The organism is Pseudomonas sp. MF08831 (genome assembly GCF_059862645.1).
In genome coordinates, this window is sequence record NZ_JCBCUX010000004.1 from 292,020 (window position 1) to 314,229 (window position 22,210).

Genomic DNA, 22,210 nt, shown 5'->3' on the forward strand with positions numbered 1-22,210 from the left:
CGGCATTGCGCTATCGCACTACCTGTCATGAAAACGCGCGCATGATAGCCGAGTTCGGAACCTTGGACTTAACGATAGAGTCCAGTTATTAGCCTGCTAATGAAAACAGGGCTAAGTTGATAGCTCTGTTCGTCCCGTCAGGTCCGTAGCCGTGCGGACCATAAGGAGTCATGTAATGTCATCCCTTGATAGCCTGAGAACCCTTAAAACCCTGCAAATCGACGACAAGACCTACCACTACTTCAGCTTGCCCGAAGCCGCCAAGAGCCTGGGTGACCTGGACAAGCTGCCGATGTCCCTCAAGGTGCTGCTGGAAAACCTGCTGCGCTGGGAAGATGACAAAACCGTCACCGGCACCGACCTCAAGGCCATCGCCGCCTGGCTCAAAGAGCGCCAGTCCGACCGCGAAATCCAATACCGCCCGGCCCGCGTGCTGATGCAAGACTTTACCGGCGTGCCCGCCGTGGTCGACCTGGCCGCCATGCGCGCCGCCGTGGCCAAGGCCGGTGGCGACCCGCAGCGCATCAACCCGCTCTCCCCCGTGGACCTGGTCATCGACCACTCGGTGATGGTCGACAAATTCGGCAGCACCAGCGCGTTCGAGCAAAACGTCGACATCGAAATGCAGCGCAACGGTGAACGCTACGCCTTCCTGCGTTGGGGCCAAAGCGCCTTTGACAACTTCAGCGTGGTGCCACCGGGCACCGGCATCTGCCACCAGGTCAACCTTGAATACCTGGGTCGCACCGTGTGGACCAAGGACGAAGACGGCCGCACCTACGCCTTCCCGGACACGCTGGTAGGCACCGACTCGCACACCACCATGATCAACGGCCTCGGCGTACTCGGCTGGGGCGTGGGCGGCATCGAAGCAGAAGCGGCGATGCTCGGCCAGCCGGTGTCGATGCTGATTCCGGAAGTGATCGGCTTCAAGCTCACCGGCAAACTCAAGGAAGGCATCACCGCCACCGACCTGGTGCTGACCGTCACCCAGATGCTGCGTAAAAAAGGCGTGGTGGGTAAGTTCGTCGAGTTCTACGGCGACGGCCTGGCCGACCTGCCGCTGGCCGACCGCGCCACCATCGCCAACATGGCGCCGGAATACGGCGCCACCTGCGGCTTTTTCCCGGTGGATGAAGTGACGCTGGACTACCTGCGCCTGTCCGGTCGCCCTGCCGAAACCGTCAAACTGGTGGAGGCCTACACCAAGGCCCAGGGCCTGTGGCGCATCGCCGGCCAGGAGCCGGTATTCACCGACACCCTGGCGCTGGACATGGGCAGCGTCGAAGCCAGCCTCGCCGGGCCGAAACGCCCGCAGGACCGTGTGTCTCTGCCGAATGTAGGCCAGGCCTTCAGCGATTTCCTCGACCTGCAATTCAAACCGACCAGCAAAGAAGAAGGCCGCCTGGAAAGCGAAGGCGGCGGCGGGGTCGCCGTGGGCAACGCCGACTTGGTGGGCGAAACCGACTATGAGTACGACGGCCACACCTATCGCCTGAAAAACGGCGCCGTGGTGATTGCCGCGATTACCTCATGCACCAACACGTCCAACCCCAGCGTGATGATGGCCGCAGGCCTGGTGGCGAAAAAAGCTGTGGAGAAAGGCCTCACCAGCAAACCCTGGGTAAAAACCTCGCTGGCGCCTGGCTCCAAAGTGGTCACCGACTATTACAAGGCGGCGGGCCTCACCCAGTACCTCGACCAGCTTGGCTTTGACCTGGTCGGCTATGGCTGCACCACCTGCATCGGCAACTCCGGTCCATTGCCCGAGCCGATCGAAAAAGCCATCCAAAAAGCCGACCTCGCCGTCGCCTCGGTGCTCTCCGGCAACCGTAACTTCGAGGGCCGCGTACACCCCCTGGTGAAAACCAACTGGCTGGCCTCGCCGCCCCTGGTGGTCGCCTACGCCTTGGCCGGTACGGTGCGCATCGACATCAGCAGCGAGCCGCTGGGCGAAGGCAAAGACGGCAAGCCGGTGTACCTGAAAGACATCTGGCCAAGCAGCAAGGAAATCGCCGACGCCGTGGCTCAAGTCAGCACCGGCATGTTCCACAAGGAATATGCCGAGGTGTTTGCCGGCGATGAGCAGTGGCAAGCGATTGAAGTGCCGCAAGCGGCGACTTACGTATGGCAGAAAGACTCTACGTACATCCAGCACCCACCGTTCTTCGACGACATCGCCGGGCCACTGCCGGTCATCGAGGACGTCAAAGGCGCCAACGTACTGGCCTTGCTGGGCGATTCGGTGACCACCGACCACATCTCCCCTGCTGGCAACATCAAGGCCGACAGCCCCGCCGGGCGCTACCTGCGCGAGCAGGGCGTGGAGCCGCGTGACTTCAACTCTTACGGCTCACGCCGGGGCAATCATGAAGTGATGATGCGCGGCACGTTTGCCAATATCCGTATCCGCAACGAAATGCTTGGCGGCGAAGAGGGCGGCAACACGCTGTACATCCCCACCGGCGAGAAAATGCCGATCTACGATGCGGCCATGAAATACCAGGCGTCGGGCACACCGCTGGTGGTGATCGCCGGCCAGGAGTACGGCACCGGCTCAAGCCGCGATTGGGCAGCCAAGGGCACCAACCTGCTGGGGGTCAAGGCAGTGATCGCCGAGAGCTTCGAGCGCATTCACCGTTCCAACCTGGTGGGCATGGGCGTGCTGCCGTTGCAGTTCAAGCTGGATCAGAACCGCAAGGCGCTGAAACTCACCGGCAAGGAGAAGATCGACATTCTTGGGCTGACCCATGCCGAGATCGAGCCGCGGATGAACCTGACGTTGGTGATTACGCGCGAGGATGGCAGCAGCGAGAAGGTCGAAGTGCTGTGCCGGATCGACACCCTCAATGAAGTGGAATACTTCAAGGCCGGCGGGATTCTGCACTATGTGCTGCGCCAGTTGATCGCCTCTTAAGCAATACTGCAAAACCAATGTGGGAGGGGGCTTGCCCCCGATGGCGGTGGATCAGGTATAGATACTCAGCCTGACACACCGCTATCGGGGGCAAGCCCCCTCCCACCTTTCAACCTGTGTTTAACCATTCAAATCAGCTGAACAGCCACTTCCACAGCAGCACCAGCACGATAACCGCCAGCACCGGCCGCGCAATGCGGTAGGCCTTGGGATGCTTGCGCTTCCATTGCTTGACCACACCGCTGAACTTGTCGCTGAAGGTCTTGCTCCAGGCATACGCCTGGTTGATCCCGCCAACGCGTTCATCGTCCAAGTTCTGCGGCGCAGTGGCCCGACCCAGTTGCTTGCTGACCCAACGGTTGACGCGGGTCATGATGCGGTTGCTCAGCGGGCGTTCGATGTCGCAGAACAGGATCACGCGGGTCTGGTCGGTTTCGTTCTTCACCCAGTGCACGTAGGTTTCGTCGAACATCACGTCCTCACCGTCGCGCCAGGCATAGACCTGGCCGTCGACGAAGATGCGGCAATCGTCGGAGTTTGGCGTGGACAGCCCGAGGTGATAGCGCAGGGAACCGGCAAACGGGTCGCGGTGCGGGTTGAGGTGACTGCCGCCCGGCAACAGCGCGAACATCGCGCCCTTGACGTTGGGGATGCTGCTGACCAGGGCCACGGTTTTCGGGCACAGCGCCTCGGCCGATGGCAGCGGTTTGTCGTACCACTTGAGGTAGAAACGCTTCCAGCCCTTCTTGAAGAACGAACCGAAACCGGCGTCGTTGTTCTTTTCGGCGGCGCGGATGTAACCCTCGTCGAACAGGTGCATGGCCTCTTCGCGGATCACTTCCCAATTGTCCTTGAGCACATCCAGCTCCGGGAACTTGCTGCGGTCCAGGTACGGTTTGGACGGCACGGCCGAGAACAGGTACATCAGGGCGTTATAGGGTGCAAACAGCGCCGAATGGTTGACGAACTGACGCAACATCGGCAAACGCGCCTTGCCACGCAGGTGCACATACAGCGTGCTGCCGATAAACAACAGCAACACCGACAGTTTGGCGGCCAAAGAAAAGGTCATGCAGCAACTCCTGGAAATAAGCGCCTGGCCAACAGCCTCCCGTCGACGGGAAACCAGACGTAGCAGCCGGCCATGATAAACACTTGGGCCATTATGCAGAAGGGCCAGGCCGACCGGCTGACATAAATCAACACCCTGGGGCCCTTGTGGCTTGCGGGCCGGTAGTGGCCTGCAAGCTTGTAGTGGCCTGCGGGCTTGTAGTGGCCTGCAAGCTGGTCGTGGCGAGCGGGCTTGCCCCGCGTTGGAGCGCGCAGCGCTCCCACTTCAGACGTCGCGGTGTACTTGATAGACCGCGTTGTCAGGTTTTAGGGGCTGCTTCGCAGCCCAACGCGGGACAAGCCCGCTCGCCACAGCAAGCCCACAGGCCACATCAAGCCGCTCGCCACAACAGCCCTACTTGCTACACAGTACCGATCAGGCCTGGGTTTCCTGGTCGGTGAACAAATCGCTGAACAGCATGCTCGACAGGTAGCGCTCACCGGAGTCCGGCAGGATCACCACGATGGTCTTGCCCTGCATTTCCGGTTTCTCGGCCAGACGCACGGCCACGGCCATTGCGGCGCCACAGGAAATACCGCACAGAATTCCCTCTTCCTGCATCAGCCGCAGGGCCATGGCCTTGGATTCCTCGTCGGTCACCAGCTCCACGCGGTCAACCATCGACAGATCGAGGTTTTTCGGCACAAACCCGGCGCCGATGCCCTGGATCTTGTGCGGGCTCGGCTTGATCTCTTCACCGGCCAACGCCTGGGTGATGACCGGCGAGACAATCGGCTCTACCGCCACCGACAAAATCGGCTTGCCCGCCGTGTTCTTGATATAACGCGACACGCCGGTGATGGTGCCGCCAGTGCCTACGCCCGCGACCAGCACGTCCACGGCACCATCGGTGTCGTTCCAGATTTCCGGGCCGGTGGTTTTTTCGTGGATCGCCGGGTTGGCCGGGTTTTCGAACTGCGCCGGCATGAAGTAGGTGGCCGGGTCGCTGGCGACGATCTCGCCAGCCTTGTCGATCGCGCCTTTCATGCCTTTGGCCGGCTCGGTCAACACCAGCTCGGCGCCAAGCGCCTTGAGCACTTTACGCCGCTCGATGCTCATCGATGCTGGCATGGTCAGCAGCAGCTTATAGCCACGGGCGGCGGCCACAAACGCCAGGCCGATGCCGGTGTTGCCGGAAGTCGGTTCTACAATGGTCATGCCCGGCTTGAGTTTGCCGGTGCTTTCGGCGTCCCAGATCATGTTTGCGCCGATGCGGCACTTCACCGAATAACCTGGGTTACGCCCCTCGATCTTGGCCAGGATAGTCACGCCACGCGGTGCGATACGGTTGATCTGCACCAGGGGCGTGTTACCGATGGAGTGCGCGTTGTCTGCAAAGATACGGCTCATGACGGGTCCTTAAGGCAATTTCAACAAGGCCACAAGGGTATGCCTCAGGCTGGTAGGCGTCCAGTCAGAGGAACGTTGGGCCGGTACGCGCGGTCCATCGCCTATAACGTTGGAGAACCTGCACATGAAACGTCGCTACAGTGGGCTGCTATGGATCGTCGCCGTACTGGTGGTAGTACTGATTGCCCTGGACCTCGCCCTGCCCTACCTGGTGCGCAACTACCTGAACGACAAGCTCGCCGACATGGGCGACTACCGTGGCCAGGTCACGGATGTGGACGTGGCGCTGTGGCGCGGGGCCTATAAAATCAACGGCCTGCAGATCGTCAAAGTCGACGGTAAAGTGCCGGTTCCGTTCGTCAAGGCGCCGGTGATCGACGTGTCGGTGAGCTGGCATTCATTGTGGTACGACCATGCGGTGGTGGCCGAGGTGCAGTTCTTCCAGCCGGAGCTGAACTTCGTCGACGGTGGCAACCAACAGGCGTCGCAGACCGGTAAAGGCACCGACTGGCGTGAACAGTTGGGCAAATTGTTGCCGATCACCCTCAACGAAGTCCGCATACAGGATGGCAAGATTGCCTTTCACAACTTCAATTCCAAGCCTGCGGTGAATATCTACGCCACCCAGGTCAACGCCAGCTTCTACAACCTGACTAATGTGGTGGACATCAAAGGCAAGCGGGACGCCACCTTTGAAGGCAAGGCCCAATTGCTCGGCCAAGCGCCACTGGAAGCCACCGCGGCTTTCGACCCGCTGAGCAACTTCGAAGACTTCGAATTCCGCTTTCGCGCCAAGGATATTCAACTCAAACGCCTGAATGACTTCGCGTCGGCGTACGGCAAGTTCGACTTCAAGGCCGGCACCGGTGATGTGGTGGTCGAAGCACAGGCTGAAAAAGGCCAACTGAGCGGTTATATCAAGCCGCTGCTGCGCGACGTAGAGGTGTTCGACTGGAAACAGGATGTCGAAAACAAGGACAAGAATATCTTCCGCTCAATCTGGGAAGCCGTGGTTGGCGCCAGCGAGACCGTATTAAAAAACCAGAACAAAAACCAGTTTGCCACCCGCGTGGAACTCAGCGGCAGCGTGCACCAGCAAAATATCAGCGCGTTCTCGGCATTTTTGGCGATTTTGCGTAATGGTTTTATCCAGGCGTTCAATGCGCGGTATGAACAACCCAAGCCCAGCGCGGACTGAGCCGCACGCCGACCGGGAGATGGCTTAGCGATTAGCGTGCCGACGTGTGAATGACCAACGAGTAAGGACACTGAGCATGCGCATTACAGGCTGGATACTGACAATTATTGGCTACCTTTTGGCCTATTCAGGCTTCGTGAAAATAGTGGGGTTCGCCATGCACGGCGGCCCCATCGCCGGCATGATGATCCTCGCCGGCACGGTCACCCTGGTGCTGGCCGCGCTGGCCCTTTGGGGCGGCAGCAAGCTGAGGGACAAAGCGGACGCGCGGGCGTACGCGTTAGAGAAAGCCACCAAGGGTCGCGCGTGACCGGCCATTCAGAGACTGAATAACCCGTCTGCGTTCACAGTCGCCGGGGCTGCGCGGTATAGTCCGGGCATTGATGAATTCGAGGAATGACCGATGAAGTTCGAAGGCACCCAGGCCTATGTGGCTACCGATGACCTGAAACTGGCCGTCAACGCCGCCATCACCCTGGAACGGCCGCTGCTGGTCAAGGGCGAGCCCGGCACCGGCAAGACCATGCTTGCCGAGCAACTGGCCGAATCCTTCGGCGCCAAGCTGATCACCTGGCACATCAAATCCACCACCAAGGCACATCAGGGCCTCTACGAGTACGACGCGGTCAGCCGCCTGCGCGACTCGCAACTGGGCGTGGACAAGGTCCACGATGTGCGCAACTACCTGAAGAAGGGCAAGCTCTGGGAAGCCTTCGAGTCCGAGGAGCGCGTGATTCTGCTGATCGATGAAATCGACAAGGCCGACATCGAGTTTCCCAACGACTTGCTGCAAGAACTCGACAAGATGGAGTTTTACGTCTACGAAATCGACGAGACCATCAAGGCCAAGAAACGCCCGATCATCATCATTACCTCCAACAACGAGAAAGAGCTGCCGGACGCGTTTCTGCGCCGCTGCTTCTTCCATTACATCGCCTTCCCTGACCGCACCACCCTGCAAAAGATCGTCGATGTGCACTACCCCGACATCAAGAAAGACCTGGTCAGCGAAGCGCTGGACGTGTTCTTCGACGTGCGCAAGGTGCCAGGCCTGAAGAAAAAGCCCTCCACCTCCGAACTGGTCGACTGGCTCAAGCTGCTGATGGCCGACAACATCGGCGAAGCCGTGCTGCGCGAACGCGACCCCACCAAAGCCATTCCGCCGTTGGCCGGCGCCCTGGTGAAAAACGAGCAAGACGTGCAGTTGCTGGAACGTCTGGCCTTCATGAGCCGTCGCGGTAATCGATAATGTTGCTCAACCTGTTCAATGAGATGCGTGCCGCCAAGGTGCCGGTGTCGGTGCGCGAGCTGCTCGACCTGATCAACGCGCTGAAACAGCGTGTGGTGTTCGCCGACATGGACGAGTTTTACTACCTGGCCCGCGCGATTCTGGTCAAGGACGAGCGGCATTTCGACAAGTTCGACCGCGCGTTCGGTGCCTATTTCAACGGCCTGGAAAAGCTCGACGACCACCTGCAGGCGCTGATCCCCGAAGAGTGGCTGCGCAAGGAGTTCGAACGCTCGTTGAGCGATGAAGAGCGTGCGCAGATCCAGTCCCTCGGTGGCCTGGACAAGCTCATCGAAGAATTCAAGAAACGCCTGGAAGAACAGAAAGAGCGCCATGCCGGCGGCAACAAGTGGATCGGCACCGGCGGCACCAGCCCGTTCGGCTCCGGCGGCTACAACCCGGAAGGCATCCGTGTGGGTGACGCCGGCAAGCGCCAGGGCAAGGCGGTAAAGGTTTGGGACCAGCGCGAGTACAAGAACCTCGACGATCAGGTGGAACTGGGCACGCGCAACATCAAGATTGCCCTGCGCCGCCTGCGCAAGTTCGCGCGCCAGGGTGCGGCCGAAGAGCTGGACATCGATGGCACCATCGACCACACCGCCCGCGATGCCGGGCTGCTGAATATCCAGATGCGTCCGGAGCGGCGCAACACCATCAAACTGCTGTTGCTGTTCGACATCGGCGGCTCAATGGACGCCCACGTGAAGATCTGCGAAGAGCTGTTCTCTGCGTGCAAGACCGAGTTCAAGCACCTGGAGTATTTCTACTTCCATAATTTCGTGTACGAGTCGGTGTGGAAGAACAACCACCGCCGCACCTCCGAACGCACCTCCACCCAGGACTTGCTGCATAAATACGGCGCCGATTACAAAGTGATCTTTATCGGCGATGCGTCGATGGCGCCGTATGAAATCACTCAGGCCGGCGGCAGCGTCGAGCACTGGAATGAGGAGCCTGGGTACGTGTGGATGCAGCGTTTCATGGCCAAGTACAAGAAGCTGATCTGGATTAACCCGTACCCGAAAGACACGTGGGGGTATACAGCGTCGACGGGAATTGTGCGCGAGCTGGTGGAAGATCAGATGTATCCGCTGACGCTGCGGGGCCTGGAAGAAGGGATGCGCTTTCTCTCCAAGTAATTCAAACCTCCCACGCAACGCACATCCCATGTGGGAGGGGGCTTGCCGCCGATGGCAGAGTGTCAGCCAATGCAACGGGCACTCAAAGGCCGCTATCGGGGGCAAGCCCCCTCCTACATTTTTAGCCTTCGCTGAAGCGCTGCAAAAAGTCCACATGCTGCCGATGCGCCGTCTCCTGCACCACCGGCGCCAAGCGCACCTTCTCCCCCGGCAAACACTGGGCCAGCCGCGCCAGCGCCAAAGGCGTCAACGCGCCTAAACGCGGGTAGCCACCAATGGTTTGCCGATCATTGAGCAACACAATCGGCTGCCCATCCGGCGGCACTTGGATCGCTCCCAGCGGAATCCCTTCGGAGATCAACGACGGCCCCTGATACTGCAACGGCGTGCCCAGCAGGCGCATGCCCATGCGGTCGGCGCGGCTGTCCAGTGCCCAATCGTTGTTAAAGGCATCGAACAAACTCTGGCCGCTGAATTGGCCGATTTGTGCGCCGACTATCACCTCCAATGGCGCCTTGGCGGGCAAGTCCGGCGCGCTTAGCACCTTCATCGCGCCGCCCACCCCGGAGTAAGCCAGCCGTGCGCCTTCGGCCAGCGGCGTGCCGAAACCATCCACGCCGCCCAACGCTTCACGCACCACCGTGGCGCAACTGCCCAACACCTGCGGCGCATCAAAGCCGCCCGGCGCCGCGAGGTAGGCCCGCGCGCCATTGAACGGCTGGGTAAAGCGCAAACGCTGACCCTTTTGCAGGATAAAACTGCGTCCCGGGCTGATCGCACGCTCATCGATGTACGCGCCCAGATCCGCGCCGGCCAATGCCAGCAAGCAATACTCCTCGGCCTGCACGGTGAACCCGCCCAAGGTGATTTCGACCACCGACGCATCCAGCGCATTGCCCAGCAGCCAGTTGGCCCAGGACATCGACACCCAGTCCAGCGCGCCGCCCTGGGTCACGCCCAGGTGCCGAACGCCAAAGCGACCGGCATCCTGCAACAGGCACAGCGGCGTGCTGGCCTCAATCAACAAGCGGCTCATGCCTGCGCCTCCAACGGCGTGTCATCGCCACCCAGGTTGATAAATTCGGCGTGACCGACCGCCTCGAAACGCACCGTATCGCCGGGCTGCATCAGGCTGTAACCGTCGCGTTCACGGTCGAACAGCTTGGCCGGGGTGCGGCCGATCAGGTTCCAGCCACCGGGCGAAACCACCGGGTACGCGGCGGTTTGCCGCTCGGCAATGCCGACGCTGCCGGCCGCCACGCGCTTTCGCGGGGTATTGAGGCGCGGCGTTGCCAGGATTTCGTCCACCAACCCCATAAAGGCAAAACCGGGGGCAAACCCGAGGGCGAACACCTGGTATTCATGGGCGCTGTGGCGGCGGATCACGTCCTCAACCGACAGACCGCTGCGCTGGCTGAGCAAGCTCAGTTCCGGGCCGACACTCAGGTCGTACCACACCGGCAACACGTGACACTGGCCACTGCCCTGGGCCTGGGGTTGCAAGTCGGTCAGCGCCTGGCCTATCAACACGCGCGCCCGGGCCGGGGTTAAGGCGGTGAGGTCGTAATGCACCATCAACGTGGTGTAGGACGGCACCAGGTCCACCAACGCCGCGCCAAACTCCTCGCGCAGGCGTTGAGTGGCGGCGAGCATCCACGGCATGTTGGCTTCGGCAATGACATCAAACAGACGCACCATCAGGCAGTCGATCGCCACCACTTCAATGCGTGGCTTCATGCTGTCTTCAGCGCCTCGCGGATACGTTTCACGGCGGCCACCGAACTGGCGTTGTCGCCATGCACACACAAGGTGTTGGCCTGCAACACCAGGGCGCTGCCATCGCTGGCGGTCAGGGCGTCGCCACGGGAAATCGTCAGCGCCTGCTGCACGATGGTTTCGGCATCATGGTGCACCGCGCCCGGCAACTGGCGCGAGACCAGATGCCCCTTGGGGTCGTAAGCGCGGTCGGCAAAGGCCTCGAACCACAAGGTCACCCCGTACTCATCGCCCAAGGCCTGGGCCGCGCTGTTGTCGCGGGTGGCCAGTAGCATCAGCGGCAGGTCGCCATAAGCGGCCACGGCCTGGATCACTGCGCGCAATTGCGCAGGGTTGGCCATCATGTCGTTGTACATCGCGCCATGGGGTTTGACGTAGCTGACCCGCCCGCCTTGCGCACGGCAGATGCCGTCGAGGGCGCCGATCTGGTAGTGCAGCAGGTCCTGGATTTCCTGCGGTGTGTAGGCCATGGAGCGGCGACCGAAGCCTTGCAGGTCCTGGTACGCCGGGTGCGCCCCCACTTGCACGCCGTGCTTGAAGGCCAGGCTGACGGTCTTGCGCATGATGCTCGGATCACCGGCATGAAAGCCGCAGGCCACGTTGGCGCAATCAATGAACGGCATGACCTCGGCGTCCAGACCCATGGTCCAGTTGCCAAAGCTTTCGCCGATGTCGCAATTCAATAGCAGACGGCTCACGGTGGGTGCTCCTCCAGGCGTTTTTTTCAGGCGTTGTATTTTTTGTAGTGTGGGATTTTTCGTACAGAACTGGCAACTTGTCCTCACACCCCAACGACGCTTATCGTGCAATAGCTCGATTTTTGGCGTTTGCCCGGTGCGGCGTCCAACTAATAAAAACCGATCCATGCATAAGAAAAGTTGATCCCATGAATTTGAAGTTCCTCGAAACCTTCGTCTGGGTGGCCAAGCTCAAGAGCTTTCGCCTGACCGCCGAGAAGTTGTTCACCACCCAGGCCTCGATTTCCAGCCGCATTGCCGTGCTCGAGAGCGAGTTGGGTGTGAAGCTGTTTCTACGCGACTCACGCGGCGTGAGCCTGACCCCGGAAGGCTTGAAGGTGCTCGATTACGCCGAGCAGATGATGGTGACCATGCAGGGTTTGAAGCAGTCACTGGAGACCACCAGCAGCAAGGTCGGGCGGATTCGCATCGGCGCGATGGACACGGTGATTCACACCTGGCTCAGCCCCTTGGTGGCCGAATTGATGGACCACTTCCCGTTGGTGGAAATCGAGTTGGTCGCCGATACCGCACTGAACCTCAGCGATCAGCTGCAAAAAGGCTTCCTCGACCTGATCCTGCAAACCGACCTGCTGCGCCTGGAAACCGTGCGCAGCCTGGAACTGGCCAGCCACCCGATGGCCTGGATCGTCGCCAGCCACTCGCTCTACAACCGCGACTATGCCTCCCTCGCCGAACTGGCCCAGGAGCGCATCATCACCTACTCGAAAAACTCCCACCCGCACCAAGACGTGCTGAGCCTGATGCAGGCCAACGGCGTCGCCGCGCCGCGCATGAACTGTGTGAATTCGGTGTCGGCGATTACCCGCCTGCTGCGCGATGGCTTCGGCATCGGCGCCCTGCCACCCGTGCTGGTCAGCGAAGAGCTGGCGCGCGGGGAGTTGGTGATGCTGCCCATGGCGCAGAAGCTGCCGAATTTGCAGGTGGTGGTGTCGTGGCGGGTAGGTGTGGAGTTGGTGGAGGAGATTGTCGGGCTGTGCCAGAAGGTGGTGGCCCGCTATGCCGAAGAGGTCGGCAAAGCGCACATGGTGCTAAGCCACTGAAAAAACCGGGGCCAAATGTGGGAGCGGGCTTGCTCGCGAATGCGCAGTGTCAGCCAACCTATTAGGCGACTGATCCACCGCATTCGCGGGCAAGCCCACTCCCACATTTAGATTTTCAGCGGTTTTTAGAGGCCCTTCAGGTCACGCTCTTCAATCGGCCGGCTCTGACGCAGGCGCTTGCCGCCCAACACCACCCAGTCGATCAAGCGGAACAGGCATTCAATGCCGAACGACAACAGCATCGCCCCGCCCAGGCCCCAGCCCATCGCTTCCGGCGTCAGCAGGATCTGATAGCTGTAGCCGTTCCACGTTTCCAGGCGAATCGCCGGGTCCGCGGCCACCGCCACCTGCAGGGCGCGGATGTACCACGGGCCTTGCATGGCCTGGAATTGCTTGTCCAACGCCACCTGGCGATCCAGCAAGGTGCCCAGGCTGTTGGCGTCGCTCTGGAACACCGGATCATCACTGGCGCGGTAATGCGCCACCAACGCCTGCAAATCACCGTTGAAGAACTGCCGTGCAGTGGTTTCAAACCCGCTGAGGCCGGTCTGAGCCTCGATCAGGTGGGCCTCGACGCGCTTGGCGTAGTCGTTGATGAAACCCGGCACCTGCACGCCGACCAACAAGCCAATGGCAAACAGCACCAACCGCAAATAACTGAGCAGCATGGTCGATATCCTTACTCGGTAATGCCCTGGCTGACGCATTCACCGCGTCGCCACAGGCTCCATTGGCCCGGTTCGTAGCGGGTCCAGTTTTCGTTGTCGGTCAACGGCTCGGTGGCGATCACGGTGACCACGTCATTGGGCGTGGTTTCGGCTTGAAAATCGACGATCACGTCGACATCTTTCAAGCGCGCCGGGCCGAACGGTGCGCGCCGGGTAATCTGCGCCAGCTTGGTCGAGCAGTAGCAAAACAGCCAGTCACCGTCGCTGAGCAGGCAGTTGAACACGCCTTTGCTGCGGTATTCGGCGCAGGCGGCGATCAGGTCCGGCAGCACTTGTTCGATCTCTACCGGCTCGGGGAAGGCTTCGCGCACACGGTTGAGCAAGTCGCAGAACGCTGCTTCGCTGTCGGTATCGCCCACCGGCCGGTAGAACGTGGCGCGCGGGTTGAAGTCCGCCAGCTGGCCGTTATGGGCAAAACACCAGTTGCGGCCCCACAGCTCGCGCACGAACGGGTGGGTATTGGCCAGGCTCACCTTGCCCACGTTGGCCTGGCGGATATGGCCAATCACCACTTCACTTTTGATCGGATAACGCTGCACCAGCAGCGCGACTTCCGACTCGCTGCTGGCGGCCGGGTCCTGAAACAGGCGCAGGCCACGGCCTTCGTAGAACGCGATGCCCCAACCATCGCGGTGGGGGCCGGTACGCCCGCCCCGCTGCATAAGCCCGGTAAAGCTGAACACGATGTCGGTGGGGACGTTGGCACTCATGCCCAATAATTCACACATGCCAGGGCTCTCGCTGCAGGGCGGACGACGTCAAAGGCGCGGTTCGACGCGCATTCCGCTGGCAGGCGCCGGGCGACGGAACGGCTCGTCGTCTTCGTCAACCGTCTCGGCAGCCAGGGCGGCGTCGACAGCGGCCTTGCGCTCACGCCGGGCGTTGGCGGCGCGCTCGATGGGCCAGCGGATCAGCACAAACACGATATACACGCCAAACGCGATCATCGTGTACATGAACAGATCGGAAATGGCCCGCCAGGCGTTATTGCCGACATGCAGCACCAGGTCCAGGGCCGTGATCGCTACCGCCGGCGCGAACTGGGTCTTGACCGGATCGACGATGGTCGGGCTGAACAGCAGCACCGCCATCAGCAACTGCAACGGCTCGCGCAGCCAGCGCCAGATCCAGCGGGTCATGCGCCACCACACCAACAGGCAGCCCAAAGCGGCGAAGGCGTAAAGGCCCCAAGCGGTCAGATAGTCGTTCTCGGTCATGGTGTCCATGGCAAGGTAGGCAAACAGGCGGCTATGATAACGGCTTTTGCGTGTCTCGGCTGCAATGCCTGCCACCATCCGCCAGACAGAGAGTGATCCATGCCTTCATCGACCCACATCACTGCCGCCCCGATTGCCCGCAAGGCCGAAGGCCAGGACCCGTACGCCTGGCTGCAAGAGCGTGACACGGCTGAAGTCCTCGATTACCTCAAAGCCGAAAATGCCTGGCAGGAAGCGCAACTCGCCGATCAGCAGGCGCTGCGCGAAACCCTGTTCGACGAGATCAAGGGCCGCATTCTCGAAACCGACCTGTCCCTGCCCTCGCCGTGGGGTCCGTACCTGTACTACACGCGCACCACCGCCGGTGACGAATACGCCCGCCATTACCGCTGCCGCCGCCCGGCAGATGACAGCAACACAGTGGACGACAGCAGCGAAGAACTGCTGCTCGACCCCAACGTACTCGCCAACGGCGGCTTTTTCTCGCTGGGCGCGTTCAGCATCAGCCCCGACCACCAGCGCCTGGCCTACAGCCTGGACACCAGCGGTGAAGAGATCTACACCCTGTACGTGAAGGAACTGGCTAACGGCAAAGTCAGCGAACTGGAGTTTCAGGACTGCGACGGCAGCATGACCTGGGCCAATGACAGCCTGACCCTGTTCTTCGGCGAGCTGGACGACACCCATCGCCCACACAAACTGTATCGCTACCGCCTGGATGGCACGGCAGCGCAGGAAGTGTTCCACGAGCCTGACGGACGTTTCTTCCTGCACTGCTACCGCTCCAGTTCCGAGCGCCAGTTGCTGCTGGCGCTCGGCAGCAAGACCACCAGTGAAATCTGGGCGCTGGACGCCAACCAGCCGCACCTCGACTTCACTTGCCTGGCGCCACGGGTCGAAGACCACGAATACGATGTCGACCATGGCCAGCGCAATGGCGAGTGGACCTGGTTTATCCGCAGCAACCGCGACGGCATCAACTACGCGCTGTTCGTCGCCGCCGACACCGGCAGCGTGCCCACCGAAGATCAATGGCAAAACCTGATCCCGCACAGCGACGAAGTGATGCTCGACGGCGTGAGCCTCAATGCCAGCGCGATGACCTTGAGCCTGCGCATCGGCGGCCTGCCAGTGATCGAAGTGCACCCTGAGGACGTACCGGCCTATCGCGTCGAACTGCCCGACGCCGCTTATAGCCTTTATGTACAAAACAGCCTGGAATTCCCGAGCGACAAGATCCGTCTGCGCTATGAAGCGCTGAACCGTCCGGCCCAGGTGCGCCAGCTGGAATTGGCGACCGGCGCGCAAACCGTGCTCAAGGAAACGCCGGTACTCGGCGAGTTCAACGCCGACGACTACGTCAGTCAACGCCTGTGGGCCACGTCTGCCGATGGCACCCAGGTGCCGATCAGCCTGGTTGTCAAACGCGACCAGTTGGGCAAACCGGTGCCGCTGTACCTCTACGGCTACGGCGCCTACGGCCACAGCCTCGACCCCTGGTTCTCGCACGCACGCCTGAGCCTGCTCGACCGTGGCGTGGCGTTTGCCATCGCGCATGTACGCGGCGGCGGCGAATTGGGTGAAGCCTGGTACCGCAACGGCAAGCAGGCACACAAGCAGAACACCTTCAGCGACTTTATCGCCTGCGCCGAGCACCTGATCGCCGAGGGCCTGACCACCTCCAAACAACTGGCCATCAGCGGCGGCAGTGCCGGCGGCCTGTTGATCGGCGCGGTACTCAATCAACGCCCGGAGCTGTTCCAGGCGGCGATTGCCGAAGTGCCGTTCGTGGATGTGCTCAACACCATGCTCGACCCCGAGCTGCCACTGACCATCACCGAATACGACGAGTGGGGCAACCCTGAAGAGCCAGAGGTGTACGAACGCATCAAGGCCTACGCGCCGTACGAGAACGTCAGCGCCCAGGCGTACCCGGCCCTGCTGGTGATCGCCGGCTACAACGACAGCCGCGTGCAGTACTGGGAAGCGGCCAAGTGGGTGGCCAAGCTGCGCGACACCAAGACAGACGACAACCTGCTGTTGCTCAAGACTGAACTGGGCGCCGGCCATGGTGGCATGAGCGGGCGTTATCAGGGATTACGTGATGTAGCGCTCGAATATGCATTTGTGTTCAAGGCGCTGGGGTTGATTTAAGGAACTTAGGCCGGCGGTCCTGTCTGAACACACAGACCGCCTACTTGATTGATGGACCAAGATTGCAGCTATGCCTCAACCAACTTTATTGAACAATGAAATCCGCGACATGCTCATGGACTGCGGCCTGTTCGACCCTTTGCTGCCGGAAGATTTTCACGTCGCCGCCGGCTACTTCAACATCAGCAGCATTGCCCAGGGCGAAGTGATCTTCGTCGAGGGCGATGCCGGCACGTTCATGTGCATCATCCACAGCGGCCAGGTGGCCGTGCAGAAAACCAACCATGAAGGCCAGCGCCTGACCATCGCCACCCTGCGCAGTGGGCGGGCGTTTGGCGAAATGGCGGTACTCGATGGCGAGCGGCGCTCTGCCAGTTGCCTGGCGGCAAGTGACTGCGTGCTGCTGAACCTGGGCAAGGACTCGCTGGAAAAAATGCTCAACGAAGCGCCCAGGGTCGCAGCCAAGATCATCCGCGCGATTGCGATCGCCTTGTCCAAACGCCTGCGCATGGCCGACGGGCAATTGCTCTCGCAACCGTTTTAACCGCCGGGCGTCTTCGGCTTGCTGTCATTTTGCAGCAGGCCAGGCACGCTCTGGTCCTTGGGCGGCGTTGGCAACACAATCGGCACCAGCGCGGGTGAACCGTTGGCGGTGGCTTTGGGCGCCACAGGCGGGGTGACTTGCGGGTACAACGTCGGTGTCGGTGTACCCGGCGCACCGGGCGTTGGCGCGGGTGCGACCGGAACGGTTTGCACCTCCTGAGCCTGGGCCGCACCCAATGTGAGCGCGCCAAGCACAATGACCGTTAGAATGCTGCACTTCATCGATGGCTCCATGGCCTGACCGGAATGTCGTAAGGCTACTCCCAACCGCGCAAGAATGCCCTTCCCAATGAGATTTCAATGAAACGTTTCGTTCTGCTCGACACCACTCCAATCCCCGATAACGGCGGTGCCTTGTGCCTGTTCGAATACGGCGAGGATTTTGTCATCAAGATCCAGGGCGGTGACGGCGGCCAACTGATGAACACGCGCATGCACGGCTCCGAAGACGCGCTGGCGGAAATTCCCTGCCGCAAAGTCGCCGGGCGCCCGGGTTCGCGGGTGTTGATCGGCGGGCTGGGCATGGGCTTTACCCTGGCCTCAGCGCTCAAACATCTGGGCAAGACGGCCGAAGTGGTGGTCGCCGAATTGGTGCCCGGCGTCGTGGAATGGAACCGTGGGCCCCTGGGTGAAAAGTCCGGCCGCCCGCTGCTCGACCCACGCACCGTGATCCGCCTGGAAGACGTGGCCAAGGTGTTGCAAGCCGAGCCTCAAGGCTTTGACGCGATCATGCTGGATGTCGACAACGGCCCCGAAGGCCTTACGCAAAAGGCCAACAGCTGGCTCTACTCGGCCGGTGGCCTGGCTGCCTGCGCCAAAGCCCTGCGCCCCAAGGGCGTATTGGCCGTGTGGTCGGCCAGTGCCGATAAGTTGTTCAGCGACAAACTGCGCAAGGCCGGGTTCAAGGCCGAGGAAGTGCAGGTGTTCGCCCACGGCAACAAGGGCACCCGGCACACCATCTGGATCGCCGAAAAACTCAAGGGCTGAGCAACATCCCCAAAACGCCACACATCTTTTGTCCTGAGTCAGCTTCGGGATTTGCGGTAATCGATCACATACGGCACTTTTTTCTCGACGGTCTTCTTCAGCTCGGCTTGATCCAACTGGGCCATGCCGCCCAACTGGTGGGCGGTGAAACCGCTGTCACCCACCTGTGAACCGGGCGAAAGGCTGACCATGCGCTGGGCGACGGCTTCAATCGCGTCCTTGTAACCGCCTTTCTTGTTCAGGTTGAAAGCACCCAGGTCGATCTGCGTGCGCAGCCAATTGCCCCAGTAAAACTCCAGGAATTCCGGCGCGACGGCGCCATCGTCCGGCTTGCCGTAGGCGGCCTTGCGGGTGAAATACACCAGGCTGCGAAAGGTGTCGTCCTGCAGGTTCTTGAAGCCCAGGTGCGCCGGCAATTGCTGCGGTGACAGCGGCTGGCCGTGATCGCCTTTGAGCCAGACCTTGCGCGCCGCTTCCATACGCTGCCAGAAGGTGGCCATGTCCGGGCTGTTGCTGAAATCATCGGTCACCTTCACCCACATGTGCAGCTGCGGGCCGCCGCCGGTGACTTCCCACAAGGTAGTGAAGCTATGGTGACCGTCGGTCAGGTACAACTGGCCACCAGGGCCGACCACGACGGTTTTCATGTCATCGGGATGCGTGCCCACCGGGTCTTTGCAACTGAAGCTGGCGGGTTGGTGCAGGTCGGCCTTTTTGGGCACCTTGTCGGCCTCGCCCTGGCCGTTGGTTTCGCAGTATTCGTCGAAGACCTTGGCCGGCGTGTCGGCAAACAGGCCCAGGCTGTAGTAAATCTGGTCAAAGCCCACGACGGCCTGGGTCGGGTGCAATTGTTCAAGGGCCACCTCGATGATCTGGCCAGGCTTGGGCGTGGAGAATGCCTGGGCTTGGGCCGCCAGGACGCTGAGTAGCAGTGCTGCGGTCCATGTGTATAAACGCATTGGTTTCAGATCCTTGAGAATGAAGTGAGCCGATACTACAAACGATTGCCGCCGGCAGGCTGTACCGCAGCTGAAAAAGCCAGCAGTCATTTACCCCGCAAGCGGCTAGAATCAACCTTATCCGTGAACCCCCAAATAGCCAGGAGCCATGATGAGCTCGACCAACCCGCCCTCCCACACCGCCAAGCTGGACCGCATCCTCGCCGATGCCCAGCGCGACCGGGAAATGGGCTATCGCGACAAAGCCTTGAAGATGTACCCGCACGTGTGTGGCCGCTGCGCGCGTGAATTTGCCGGCAAGCGCTTGAGCGAACTGACCGTGCACCATCGCAACCACAACCATGATGACAACCCCCAGGACGGTTCCAACTGGGAGTTGCTGTGCCTGTATTGCCACGACAACGAACACTCACGCTACACCGACCAGCAGTACTTCGGCGAAGGCTCCACCAGCAGCCCGACGATTGCCAAGGCCACGCACAACCCGTTTGCGGCGTTGGCTGGGTTGATGAAGAAAGACGACTGAAATCGTCGCTGCCTGTCATGGCCTCTTCGCGGTAAGCCCGCTCCCACATTTGTCCGCGTACATGCTTTGAAATGCGGTCGAATGGGGGAGCGGGCTTGCTCGCGAAGGCGGCAGCTGTAACGGCACCCAACTCGCGACCGACCGCAGCCCGAGCATTCCCCGTATAATCGCCGTTTTTCTCCAAGGCACCCTTCCCCGTGGGCAATAAACGCTACAGCTGCATCGGTCTGTATAACCCCAAATCCCCCGAAAACGTCGGTTCGGTGATGCGTGCCGCCGGCTGCTACGGCGTGGCCTCGGTGTTCTACACCGGCGTGCGTTACGAGCGCGCCCGGGATTTCATCACCGACACCAAGAAGGTCCATCACGACATTCCGCTGATCGGCATCGACGACCTGAAAAAAATCCTGCCGCTGGGTTGCATCCCGGTCGCCGTGGAGCTGGTCGAAGGCGCCCGCCCGCTGCCCGAATACACCCACCCTGATCGCGCGTTGTACATCTTCGGCCCCGAAGACGGCTCGCTGGACAAAGAGATTCGCGACTGGTGTGAAGACGTGGTGTACATCCCGACCACCGGCTGCATGAACCTCGCCGCCACGGTCAACGTGGTGCTCTACGATCGCCTGGCCAAGGGCAACAACACCCGCTCGGGCCCCAAGTACTGATTTTTTGGGAACATCCGGCGCCTGCAGGCAGTCAGCTACATATCACTTGCCTTGTTGGAGACAGATCATGAGCGACAGCAAAATCCTGCGGCCTATCATCGAACACACGCCGTTTGAAACCCAACCGCCTCAAAACGTGCACGGCTGGGAGCGCATTGGCTCGGTGGCCGGTGGCGTGATGATGGTTGGCAAAGGCCTGCGCCGTGGCGGGATCTTCGGGCTCATCCAGGTGGCGATTGGTGGCGTGGCGCTGGTGCGCGGCGTTACCGGGCGCAGCTCGCTCAAAGACAAGCTGGAACAGGGCCGCCAGGAAATGAACAGCGTGCGTACCAAAATCGAGCGCGCGGGCGAAGAGCTGAAAAACCTGAAGACCAAGGCCGAAGTCGCCGCTGAAAAAGCCACCAAAACCACTGGCTGACGCCCCTCTCCACCTATTGGAGAGCTGAATGTGGGAGCGGGCGTGCTCGCGAAAGCGGTGAATCAGTCGCCAAGTATTTGGCTGACACACGTATTCGCGAGCACGCCCGCTCCCGCATTTTTGCTTTGTGTATGGCCTAAGCTCAGCGCAATAATTTGCTATCCAGCACCACCGACGACTCACCGATCACACTGTCGGCCAACTGCACAAACTCCGCCGTCGTTATGCTGTTCGCGCGCATCACCGCCTGCGCAAGGTCGTCCAGCGAGCGCTTGTTGTGGGTCTTCACGCGAATCTCACGGTCCAGCTCCTGCAACACCACCACCGCCCTCGCGACGGTCGCGCCGTTGACGTGGTCGCCACGCAATGTGGTCACGTCCTTGCCCTCTTTGCTCAAGCGCGCCTGAATCGCGGCATACCGCTCATCGGTGATGCCGCCCGCGCGGCGCAGCAGCTCGATGGCGTAATACTCGCCAAGCCCTTCGCTGATCCAGTCACTGGTGTCGTGATCATTGAAGCGCCCGATCGCCTGCACCACCTCACGGATCAACGCGCTGCTGCCGTTCTCACTGACCAGCGGCGTGCGGCTGTTGAGGTAGATCGAGTCGCGCGACGCAAACACGCCACGGCGCATCGGGTCGCTGGCGCCCACCACCAGCAGCTTGGCCGGGTGGCGCGGGAAAGCGGCCTCCACTTGAGGCCAGACGAAGGTCAGCAGCGTCAGCACGTCCATGCGGCGCATGGCCTGGCCTTTGGGCGAGGCCACGGTGACCTCGGTTTCGCCCAGGCGCACGCGGCGGCTGCCGAGGGTGCCGGCGAGCATCCAGCCGGTAGGGCGGTCGAACAGGCGGGAAACGTTGTCGATGCGGAATTTGTGCTTGCCGATGCGCGGCCAGGCGGTTTCGACGCTTTTCCAGCCTGCCGGCAACTCGAACACCAGGCGCGAGACCAGCTCGACGCCGTCCTGCTGGTCGAGCCGCGCAGCCGGCACCAGGTCTTCACCTCGGAACAACGCCCAACTGGGCGTCATCCGCGCTTCATACACGCCAGGTTTGCGCGCGTGGGTCAGGCGTACCCGGTAGCTCAGGCTGGCCTTGTCGGCGCTGGGTTGCCACAGGCCATGGGTGCCGGTGACCTTCCACTGGCCATCGGCCTTGAAGTCGCTGTAATCGCCGTCGCGGCCCAGGTCGAAATTCAGGCTGCGCACCGCCGAGCCTTGGGACAGGCTCACACGCACCTCGGCTTGATCACTCTGGGGCAGCAGTTTGACGTGGTAGTCGAGGTCGACTTTCTTCGCGCACCACGCGGGCAGGCTCAGCGCCAGCAACACAAAAGAGGCCGCCAGCTTGGTTGCCACCGTCATACACACTCCT

23 protein-coding genes are annotated in these 22,210 nt (G+C 61.3%); 12 read left to right on the plus strand and 11 right to left on the minus strand.

The window, feature by feature from the left end:
* The first annotated feature begins 175 nt into the window (after nucleotides 1-175).
* Nucleotides 176-2,917, plus strand: coding sequence for an aconitate hydratase AcnA (acnA, locus tag AC19YS_RS10385; RefSeq protein ID WP_119739172.1), 2,742 nt, complete (start codon nucleotides 176-178; stop codon nucleotides 2,915-2,917).
* Between the two features lie 133 nt (nucleotides 2,918-3,050).
* On the opposite strand, the gene AC19YS_RS10390 is transcribed toward acnA, so the two are convergent.
* Both AC19YS_RS10390 and cysK read right to left on the minus strand, forming a co-directional pair.
* A complete protein-coding gene (locus AC19YS_RS10390; RefSeq protein ID WP_106576949.1) occupies nucleotides 3,051-3,989 on the minus strand; it encodes an aspartyl/asparaginyl beta-hydroxylase domain-containing protein in 939 nt (312 codons plus the stop codon).
* 414 nt (nucleotides 3,990-4,403) lie between these two features.
* Nucleotides 4,404-5,378: a cysteine synthase A gene (cysK, locus tag AC19YS_RS10395; RefSeq protein ID WP_119739169.1), complete on the minus strand. Its 975-nt coding sequence runs from the start codon at nucleotides 5,376-5,378 to the stop codon at nucleotides 4,404-4,406.
* A gap of 124 nt (nucleotides 5,379-5,502) precedes the next feature.
* On the opposite strand from cysK, the gene AC19YS_RS10400 reads away from it, so the two are divergent.
* The 4 genes from AC19YS_RS10400 to AC19YS_RS10415 all read left to right on the plus strand — a co-directional run bounded on the left by AC19YS_RS10400 (nucleotide 5,503) and on the right by AC19YS_RS10415 (nucleotide 9,003).
* Nucleotides 5,503-6,576: a DUF748 domain-containing protein gene (locus tag AC19YS_RS10400; RefSeq protein WP_106576951.1), complete on the plus strand. Its 1,074-nt coding sequence runs from the start codon at nucleotides 5,503-5,505 to the stop codon at nucleotides 6,574-6,576.
* Nucleotides 6,577-6,652: 76 nt separating this feature from the next.
* On the plus strand, nucleotides 6,653-6,886 hold the full coding sequence (locus AC19YS_RS10405; protein ID WP_124416707.1) for a hypothetical protein: 234 nt from the start codon (nucleotides 6,653-6,655) through the stop codon (nucleotides 6,884-6,886).
* A 93-nt stretch (nucleotides 6,887-6,979) separates the two neighbouring features.
* Nucleotides 6,980-7,825, plus strand: a complete 846-nt coding sequence (locus AC19YS_RS10410) for an AAA family ATPase (protein WP_003210690.1) — start codon at nucleotides 6,980-6,982, stop codon at nucleotides 7,823-7,825.
* Nucleotides 7,825-9,003 carry a vWA domain-containing protein gene (locus tag AC19YS_RS10415; RefSeq protein ID WP_169368492.1) on the plus strand — a complete coding sequence of 393 codons (1,179 nt, stop codon included), beginning with the start codon at nucleotides 7,825-7,827 and terminating at the stop codon, nucleotides 9,001-9,003. The genes AC19YS_RS10410 and AC19YS_RS10415 overlap by 1 nt, the downstream gene beginning before the upstream one ends.
* A 121-nt stretch (nucleotides 9,004-9,124) precedes the next feature.
* Here the strand turns inward: AC19YS_RS10415 and AC19YS_RS10420 are convergent, their stop codons facing one another.
* The 3 genes from AC19YS_RS10420 to AC19YS_RS10430 are packed head-to-tail and all read right to left on the minus strand — an operon-like array spanning nucleotide 9,125 to nucleotide 11,477.
* Nucleotides 9,125-10,039 carry a 5-oxoprolinase subunit C family protein gene (locus tag AC19YS_RS10420; protein WP_500601636.1) on the minus strand — a complete coding sequence of 305 codons (915 nt, stop codon included), beginning with the start codon at nucleotides 10,037-10,039 and terminating at the stop codon, nucleotides 9,125-9,127.
* Entirely contained in the window at nucleotides 10,036-10,740 is a 705-nt protein-coding gene (pxpB, locus tag AC19YS_RS10425; protein ID WP_500601637.1) for a 5-oxoprolinase subunit PxpB, read from the minus strand. The genes AC19YS_RS10420 and pxpB overlap by 4 nt, the downstream gene beginning before the upstream one ends.
* Nucleotides 10,737-11,477 (minus strand): 5-oxoprolinase subunit PxpA, encoded by a 741-nt coding sequence (locus AC19YS_RS10430; RefSeq protein ID WP_500601639.1) that lies wholly within the window; start codon nucleotides 11,475-11,477, stop codon nucleotides 10,737-10,739. Before AC19YS_RS10430 ends, pxpB begins: the two co-directional genes overlap by 4 nt.
* Before the next feature lie 188 nt (nucleotides 11,478-11,665).
* On the opposite strand from AC19YS_RS10430, the gene AC19YS_RS10435 reads away from it, so the two are divergent.
* Complete coding sequence (locus tag AC19YS_RS10435; RefSeq protein WP_119739157.1) at nucleotides 11,666-12,580, plus strand: LysR family transcriptional regulator; 915 nt, start codon at nucleotides 11,666-11,668, stop codon at nucleotides 12,578-12,580.
* 125 nt (nucleotides 12,581-12,705) lie between these two features.
* Here AC19YS_RS10435 and AC19YS_RS10440 read toward each other — a convergent pair whose 3' ends face one another.
* Genes AC19YS_RS10440 through AC19YS_RS10450 form a run of 3 tightly spaced genes read right to left on the minus strand, consistent with a single transcriptional unit; the run spans nucleotide 12,706 to nucleotide 14,603 of the window.
* The gene (locus tag AC19YS_RS10440) at nucleotides 12,706-13,248 is read right to left on the minus strand and encodes a DUF2937 family protein (RefSeq protein ID WP_106576957.1); all 543 of its coding nucleotides are present in this window, start codon (nucleotides 13,246-13,248) and stop codon (nucleotides 12,706-12,708) included.
* 11 nt (nucleotides 13,249-13,259) lie between these two features.
* Nucleotides 13,260-14,036 (minus strand): class II glutamine amidotransferase, encoded by a 777-nt coding sequence (locus tag AC19YS_RS10445; RefSeq protein WP_106576958.1) that lies wholly within the window; start codon nucleotides 14,034-14,036, stop codon nucleotides 13,260-13,262.
* 30 nt (nucleotides 14,037-14,066) lie between these two features.
* Nucleotides 14,067-14,603, minus strand: coding sequence for an MFS transporter (locus AC19YS_RS10450; protein WP_500601641.1), 537 nt, complete (start codon nucleotides 14,601-14,603; stop codon nucleotides 14,067-14,069).
* A gap of 21 nt (nucleotides 14,604-14,624) precedes the next feature.
* Here AC19YS_RS10450 and AC19YS_RS10455 point away from each other — a divergent pair, with 21 nt between their 5' ends.
* Both AC19YS_RS10455 and AC19YS_RS10460 read left to right on the plus strand, forming a co-directional pair.
* The gene (locus AC19YS_RS10455; RefSeq protein ID WP_500601643.1) at nucleotides 14,625-16,679 is read left to right on the plus strand and encodes a S9 family peptidase; all 2,055 of its coding nucleotides are present in this window, start codon (nucleotides 14,625-14,627) and stop codon (nucleotides 16,677-16,679) included.
* Nucleotides 16,680-16,749: 70 nt separating this feature from the next.
* Nucleotides 16,750-17,223: a cyclic nucleotide-binding domain-containing protein gene (locus AC19YS_RS10460; protein ID WP_448199070.1), complete on the plus strand. Its 474-nt coding sequence runs from the start codon at nucleotides 16,750-16,752 to the stop codon at nucleotides 17,221-17,223.
* On the opposite strand, the gene AC19YS_RS10465 is transcribed toward AC19YS_RS10460, so the two are convergent.
* A complete protein-coding gene (locus AC19YS_RS10465; RefSeq protein ID WP_106576962.1) occupies nucleotides 17,220-17,504 on the minus strand; it encodes a hypothetical protein in 285 nt (94 codons plus the stop codon). The two genes, AC19YS_RS10460 and AC19YS_RS10465, sit on opposite strands and share 4 nt — an antisense overlap.
* A 78-nt stretch (nucleotides 17,505-17,582) precedes the next feature.
* On the opposite strand from AC19YS_RS10465, the gene AC19YS_RS10470 reads away from it, so the two are divergent.
* A complete protein-coding gene (locus AC19YS_RS10470) occupies nucleotides 17,583-18,269 on the plus strand; it encodes a spermidine synthase (RefSeq protein WP_046035159.1) in 687 nt (228 codons plus the stop codon).
* 38 nt (nucleotides 18,270-18,307) lie between these two features.
* Here the strand turns inward: AC19YS_RS10470 and AC19YS_RS10475 are convergent, their stop codons facing one another.
* Nucleotides 18,308-19,228: a ParB/Srx family N-terminal domain-containing protein gene (locus tag AC19YS_RS10475; RefSeq protein ID WP_500601645.1), complete on the minus strand. Its 921-nt coding sequence runs from the start codon at nucleotides 19,226-19,228 to the stop codon at nucleotides 18,308-18,310.
* A gap of 151 nt (nucleotides 19,229-19,379) precedes the next feature.
* Here AC19YS_RS10475 and AC19YS_RS10480 point away from each other — a divergent pair, with 151 nt between their 5' ends.
* The 3 genes from AC19YS_RS10480 (at nucleotide 19,380) to AC19YS_RS10490 (ending at nucleotide 20,837) form a co-directional block, all read left to right on the plus strand.
* Nucleotides 19,380-19,754 (plus strand): YajD family HNH nuclease, encoded by a 375-nt coding sequence (locus AC19YS_RS10480; protein ID WP_003210675.1) that lies wholly within the window; start codon nucleotides 19,380-19,382, stop codon nucleotides 19,752-19,754.
* 197 nt (nucleotides 19,755-19,951) lie between these two features.
* Nucleotides 19,952-20,419, plus strand: coding sequence for an RNA methyltransferase (locus AC19YS_RS10485; RefSeq protein ID WP_003189607.1), 468 nt, complete (start codon nucleotides 19,952-19,954; stop codon nucleotides 20,417-20,419).
* A 67-nt stretch (nucleotides 20,420-20,486) separates the two neighbouring features.
* Nucleotides 20,487-20,837, plus strand: a complete 351-nt coding sequence (locus tag AC19YS_RS10490) for a YgaP family membrane protein (RefSeq protein WP_119739148.1) — start codon at nucleotides 20,487-20,489, stop codon at nucleotides 20,835-20,837.
* Nucleotides 20,838-20,979: 142 nt separating this feature from the next.
* Here the strand turns inward: AC19YS_RS10490 and AC19YS_RS10495 are convergent, their stop codons facing one another.
* On the minus strand, nucleotides 20,980-22,200 hold the full coding sequence (locus AC19YS_RS10495) for a hypothetical protein (protein WP_179606838.1): 1,221 nt from the start codon (nucleotides 22,198-22,200) through the stop codon (nucleotides 20,980-20,982).
* Between the last annotated feature and the right edge of the window lie 10 nt (nucleotides 22,201-22,210).

Excerpts from the sequence above, each read along its gene's own strand:
- acnA (WP_119739172.1), top strand. The coding sequence starts at position 176 with ATGTCATCCCTTGATAGCCTGAGAACCCTTAAAACCCTGCAAATCGAC.
- AC19YS_RS10390 (WP_106576949.1), bottom strand. The coding sequence starts at position 3,989 with ATGACCTTTTCTTTGGCCGCCAAACTGTCGGTGTTGCTGTTGTTTATC.
- cysK (WP_119739169.1), bottom strand. The coding sequence starts at position 5,378 with ATGAGCCGTATCTTTGCAGACAACGCGCACTCCATCGGTAACACGCCC.
- AC19YS_RS10400 (WP_106576951.1), top strand. The coding sequence starts at position 5,503 with ATGAAACGTCGCTACAGTGGGCTGCTATGGATCGTCGCCGTACTGGTG.
- AC19YS_RS10405 (WP_124416707.1), top strand. The coding sequence starts at position 6,653 with ATGCGCATTACAGGCTGGATACTGACAATTATTGGCTACCTTTTGGCC.
- AC19YS_RS10410 (WP_003210690.1), top strand. The coding sequence starts at position 6,980 with ATGAAGTTCGAAGGCACCCAGGCCTATGTGGCTACCGATGACCTGAAA.
- AC19YS_RS10415 (WP_169368492.1), top strand. The coding sequence starts at position 7,825 with ATGTTGCTCAACCTGTTCAATGAGATGCGTGCCGCCAAGGTGCCGGTG.
- AC19YS_RS10420 (WP_500601636.1), bottom strand. The coding sequence starts at position 10,039 with ATGAGCCGCTTGTTGATTGAGGCCAGCACGCCGCTGTGCCTGTTGCAG.
- pxpB (WP_500601637.1), bottom strand. The coding sequence starts at position 10,740 with ATGAAGCCACGCATTGAAGTGGTGGCGATCGACTGCCTGATGGTGCGT.
- AC19YS_RS10435 (WP_119739157.1), top strand. The coding sequence starts at position 11,666 with ATGAATTTGAAGTTCCTCGAAACCTTCGTCTGGGTGGCCAAGCTCAAG.
- AC19YS_RS10440 (WP_106576957.1), bottom strand. The coding sequence starts at position 13,248 with ATGCTGCTCAGTTATTTGCGGTTGGTGCTGTTTGCCATTGGCTTGTTG.
- AC19YS_RS10445 (WP_106576958.1), bottom strand. The coding sequence starts at position 14,036 with ATGTGTGAATTATTGGGCATGAGTGCCAACGTCCCCACCGACATCGTG.
- AC19YS_RS10450 (WP_500601641.1), bottom strand. The coding sequence starts at position 14,603 with ATGGTGGCAGGCATTGCAGCCGAGACACGCAAAAGCCGTTATCATAGC.
- AC19YS_RS10455 (WP_500601643.1), top strand. The coding sequence starts at position 14,625 with ATGCCTTCATCGACCCACATCACTGCCGCCCCGATTGCCCGCAAGGCC.
- AC19YS_RS10460 (WP_448199070.1), top strand. The coding sequence starts at position 16,750 with ATGCCTCAACCAACTTTATTGAACAATGAAATCCGCGACATGCTCATG.
- AC19YS_RS10465 (WP_106576962.1), bottom strand. The coding sequence starts at position 17,504 with ATGAAGTGCAGCATTCTAACGGTCATTGTGCTTGGCGCGCTCACATTG.
- AC19YS_RS10470 (WP_046035159.1), top strand. The coding sequence starts at position 17,583 with ATGAAACGTTTCGTTCTGCTCGACACCACTCCAATCCCCGATAACGGC.
- AC19YS_RS10475 (WP_500601645.1), bottom strand. The coding sequence starts at position 19,228 with ATGCGTTTATACACATGGACCGCAGCACTGCTACTCAGCGTCCTGGCG.
- AC19YS_RS10480 (WP_003210675.1), top strand. The coding sequence starts at position 19,380 with ATGAGCTCGACCAACCCGCCCTCCCACACCGCCAAGCTGGACCGCATC.
- AC19YS_RS10490 (WP_119739148.1), top strand. The coding sequence starts at position 20,487 with ATGAGCGACAGCAAAATCCTGCGGCCTATCATCGAACACACGCCGTTT.
- AC19YS_RS10495 (WP_179606838.1), bottom strand. The coding sequence starts at position 22,200 with ATGACGGTGGCAACCAAGCTGGCGGCCTCTTTTGTGTTGCTGGCGCTG.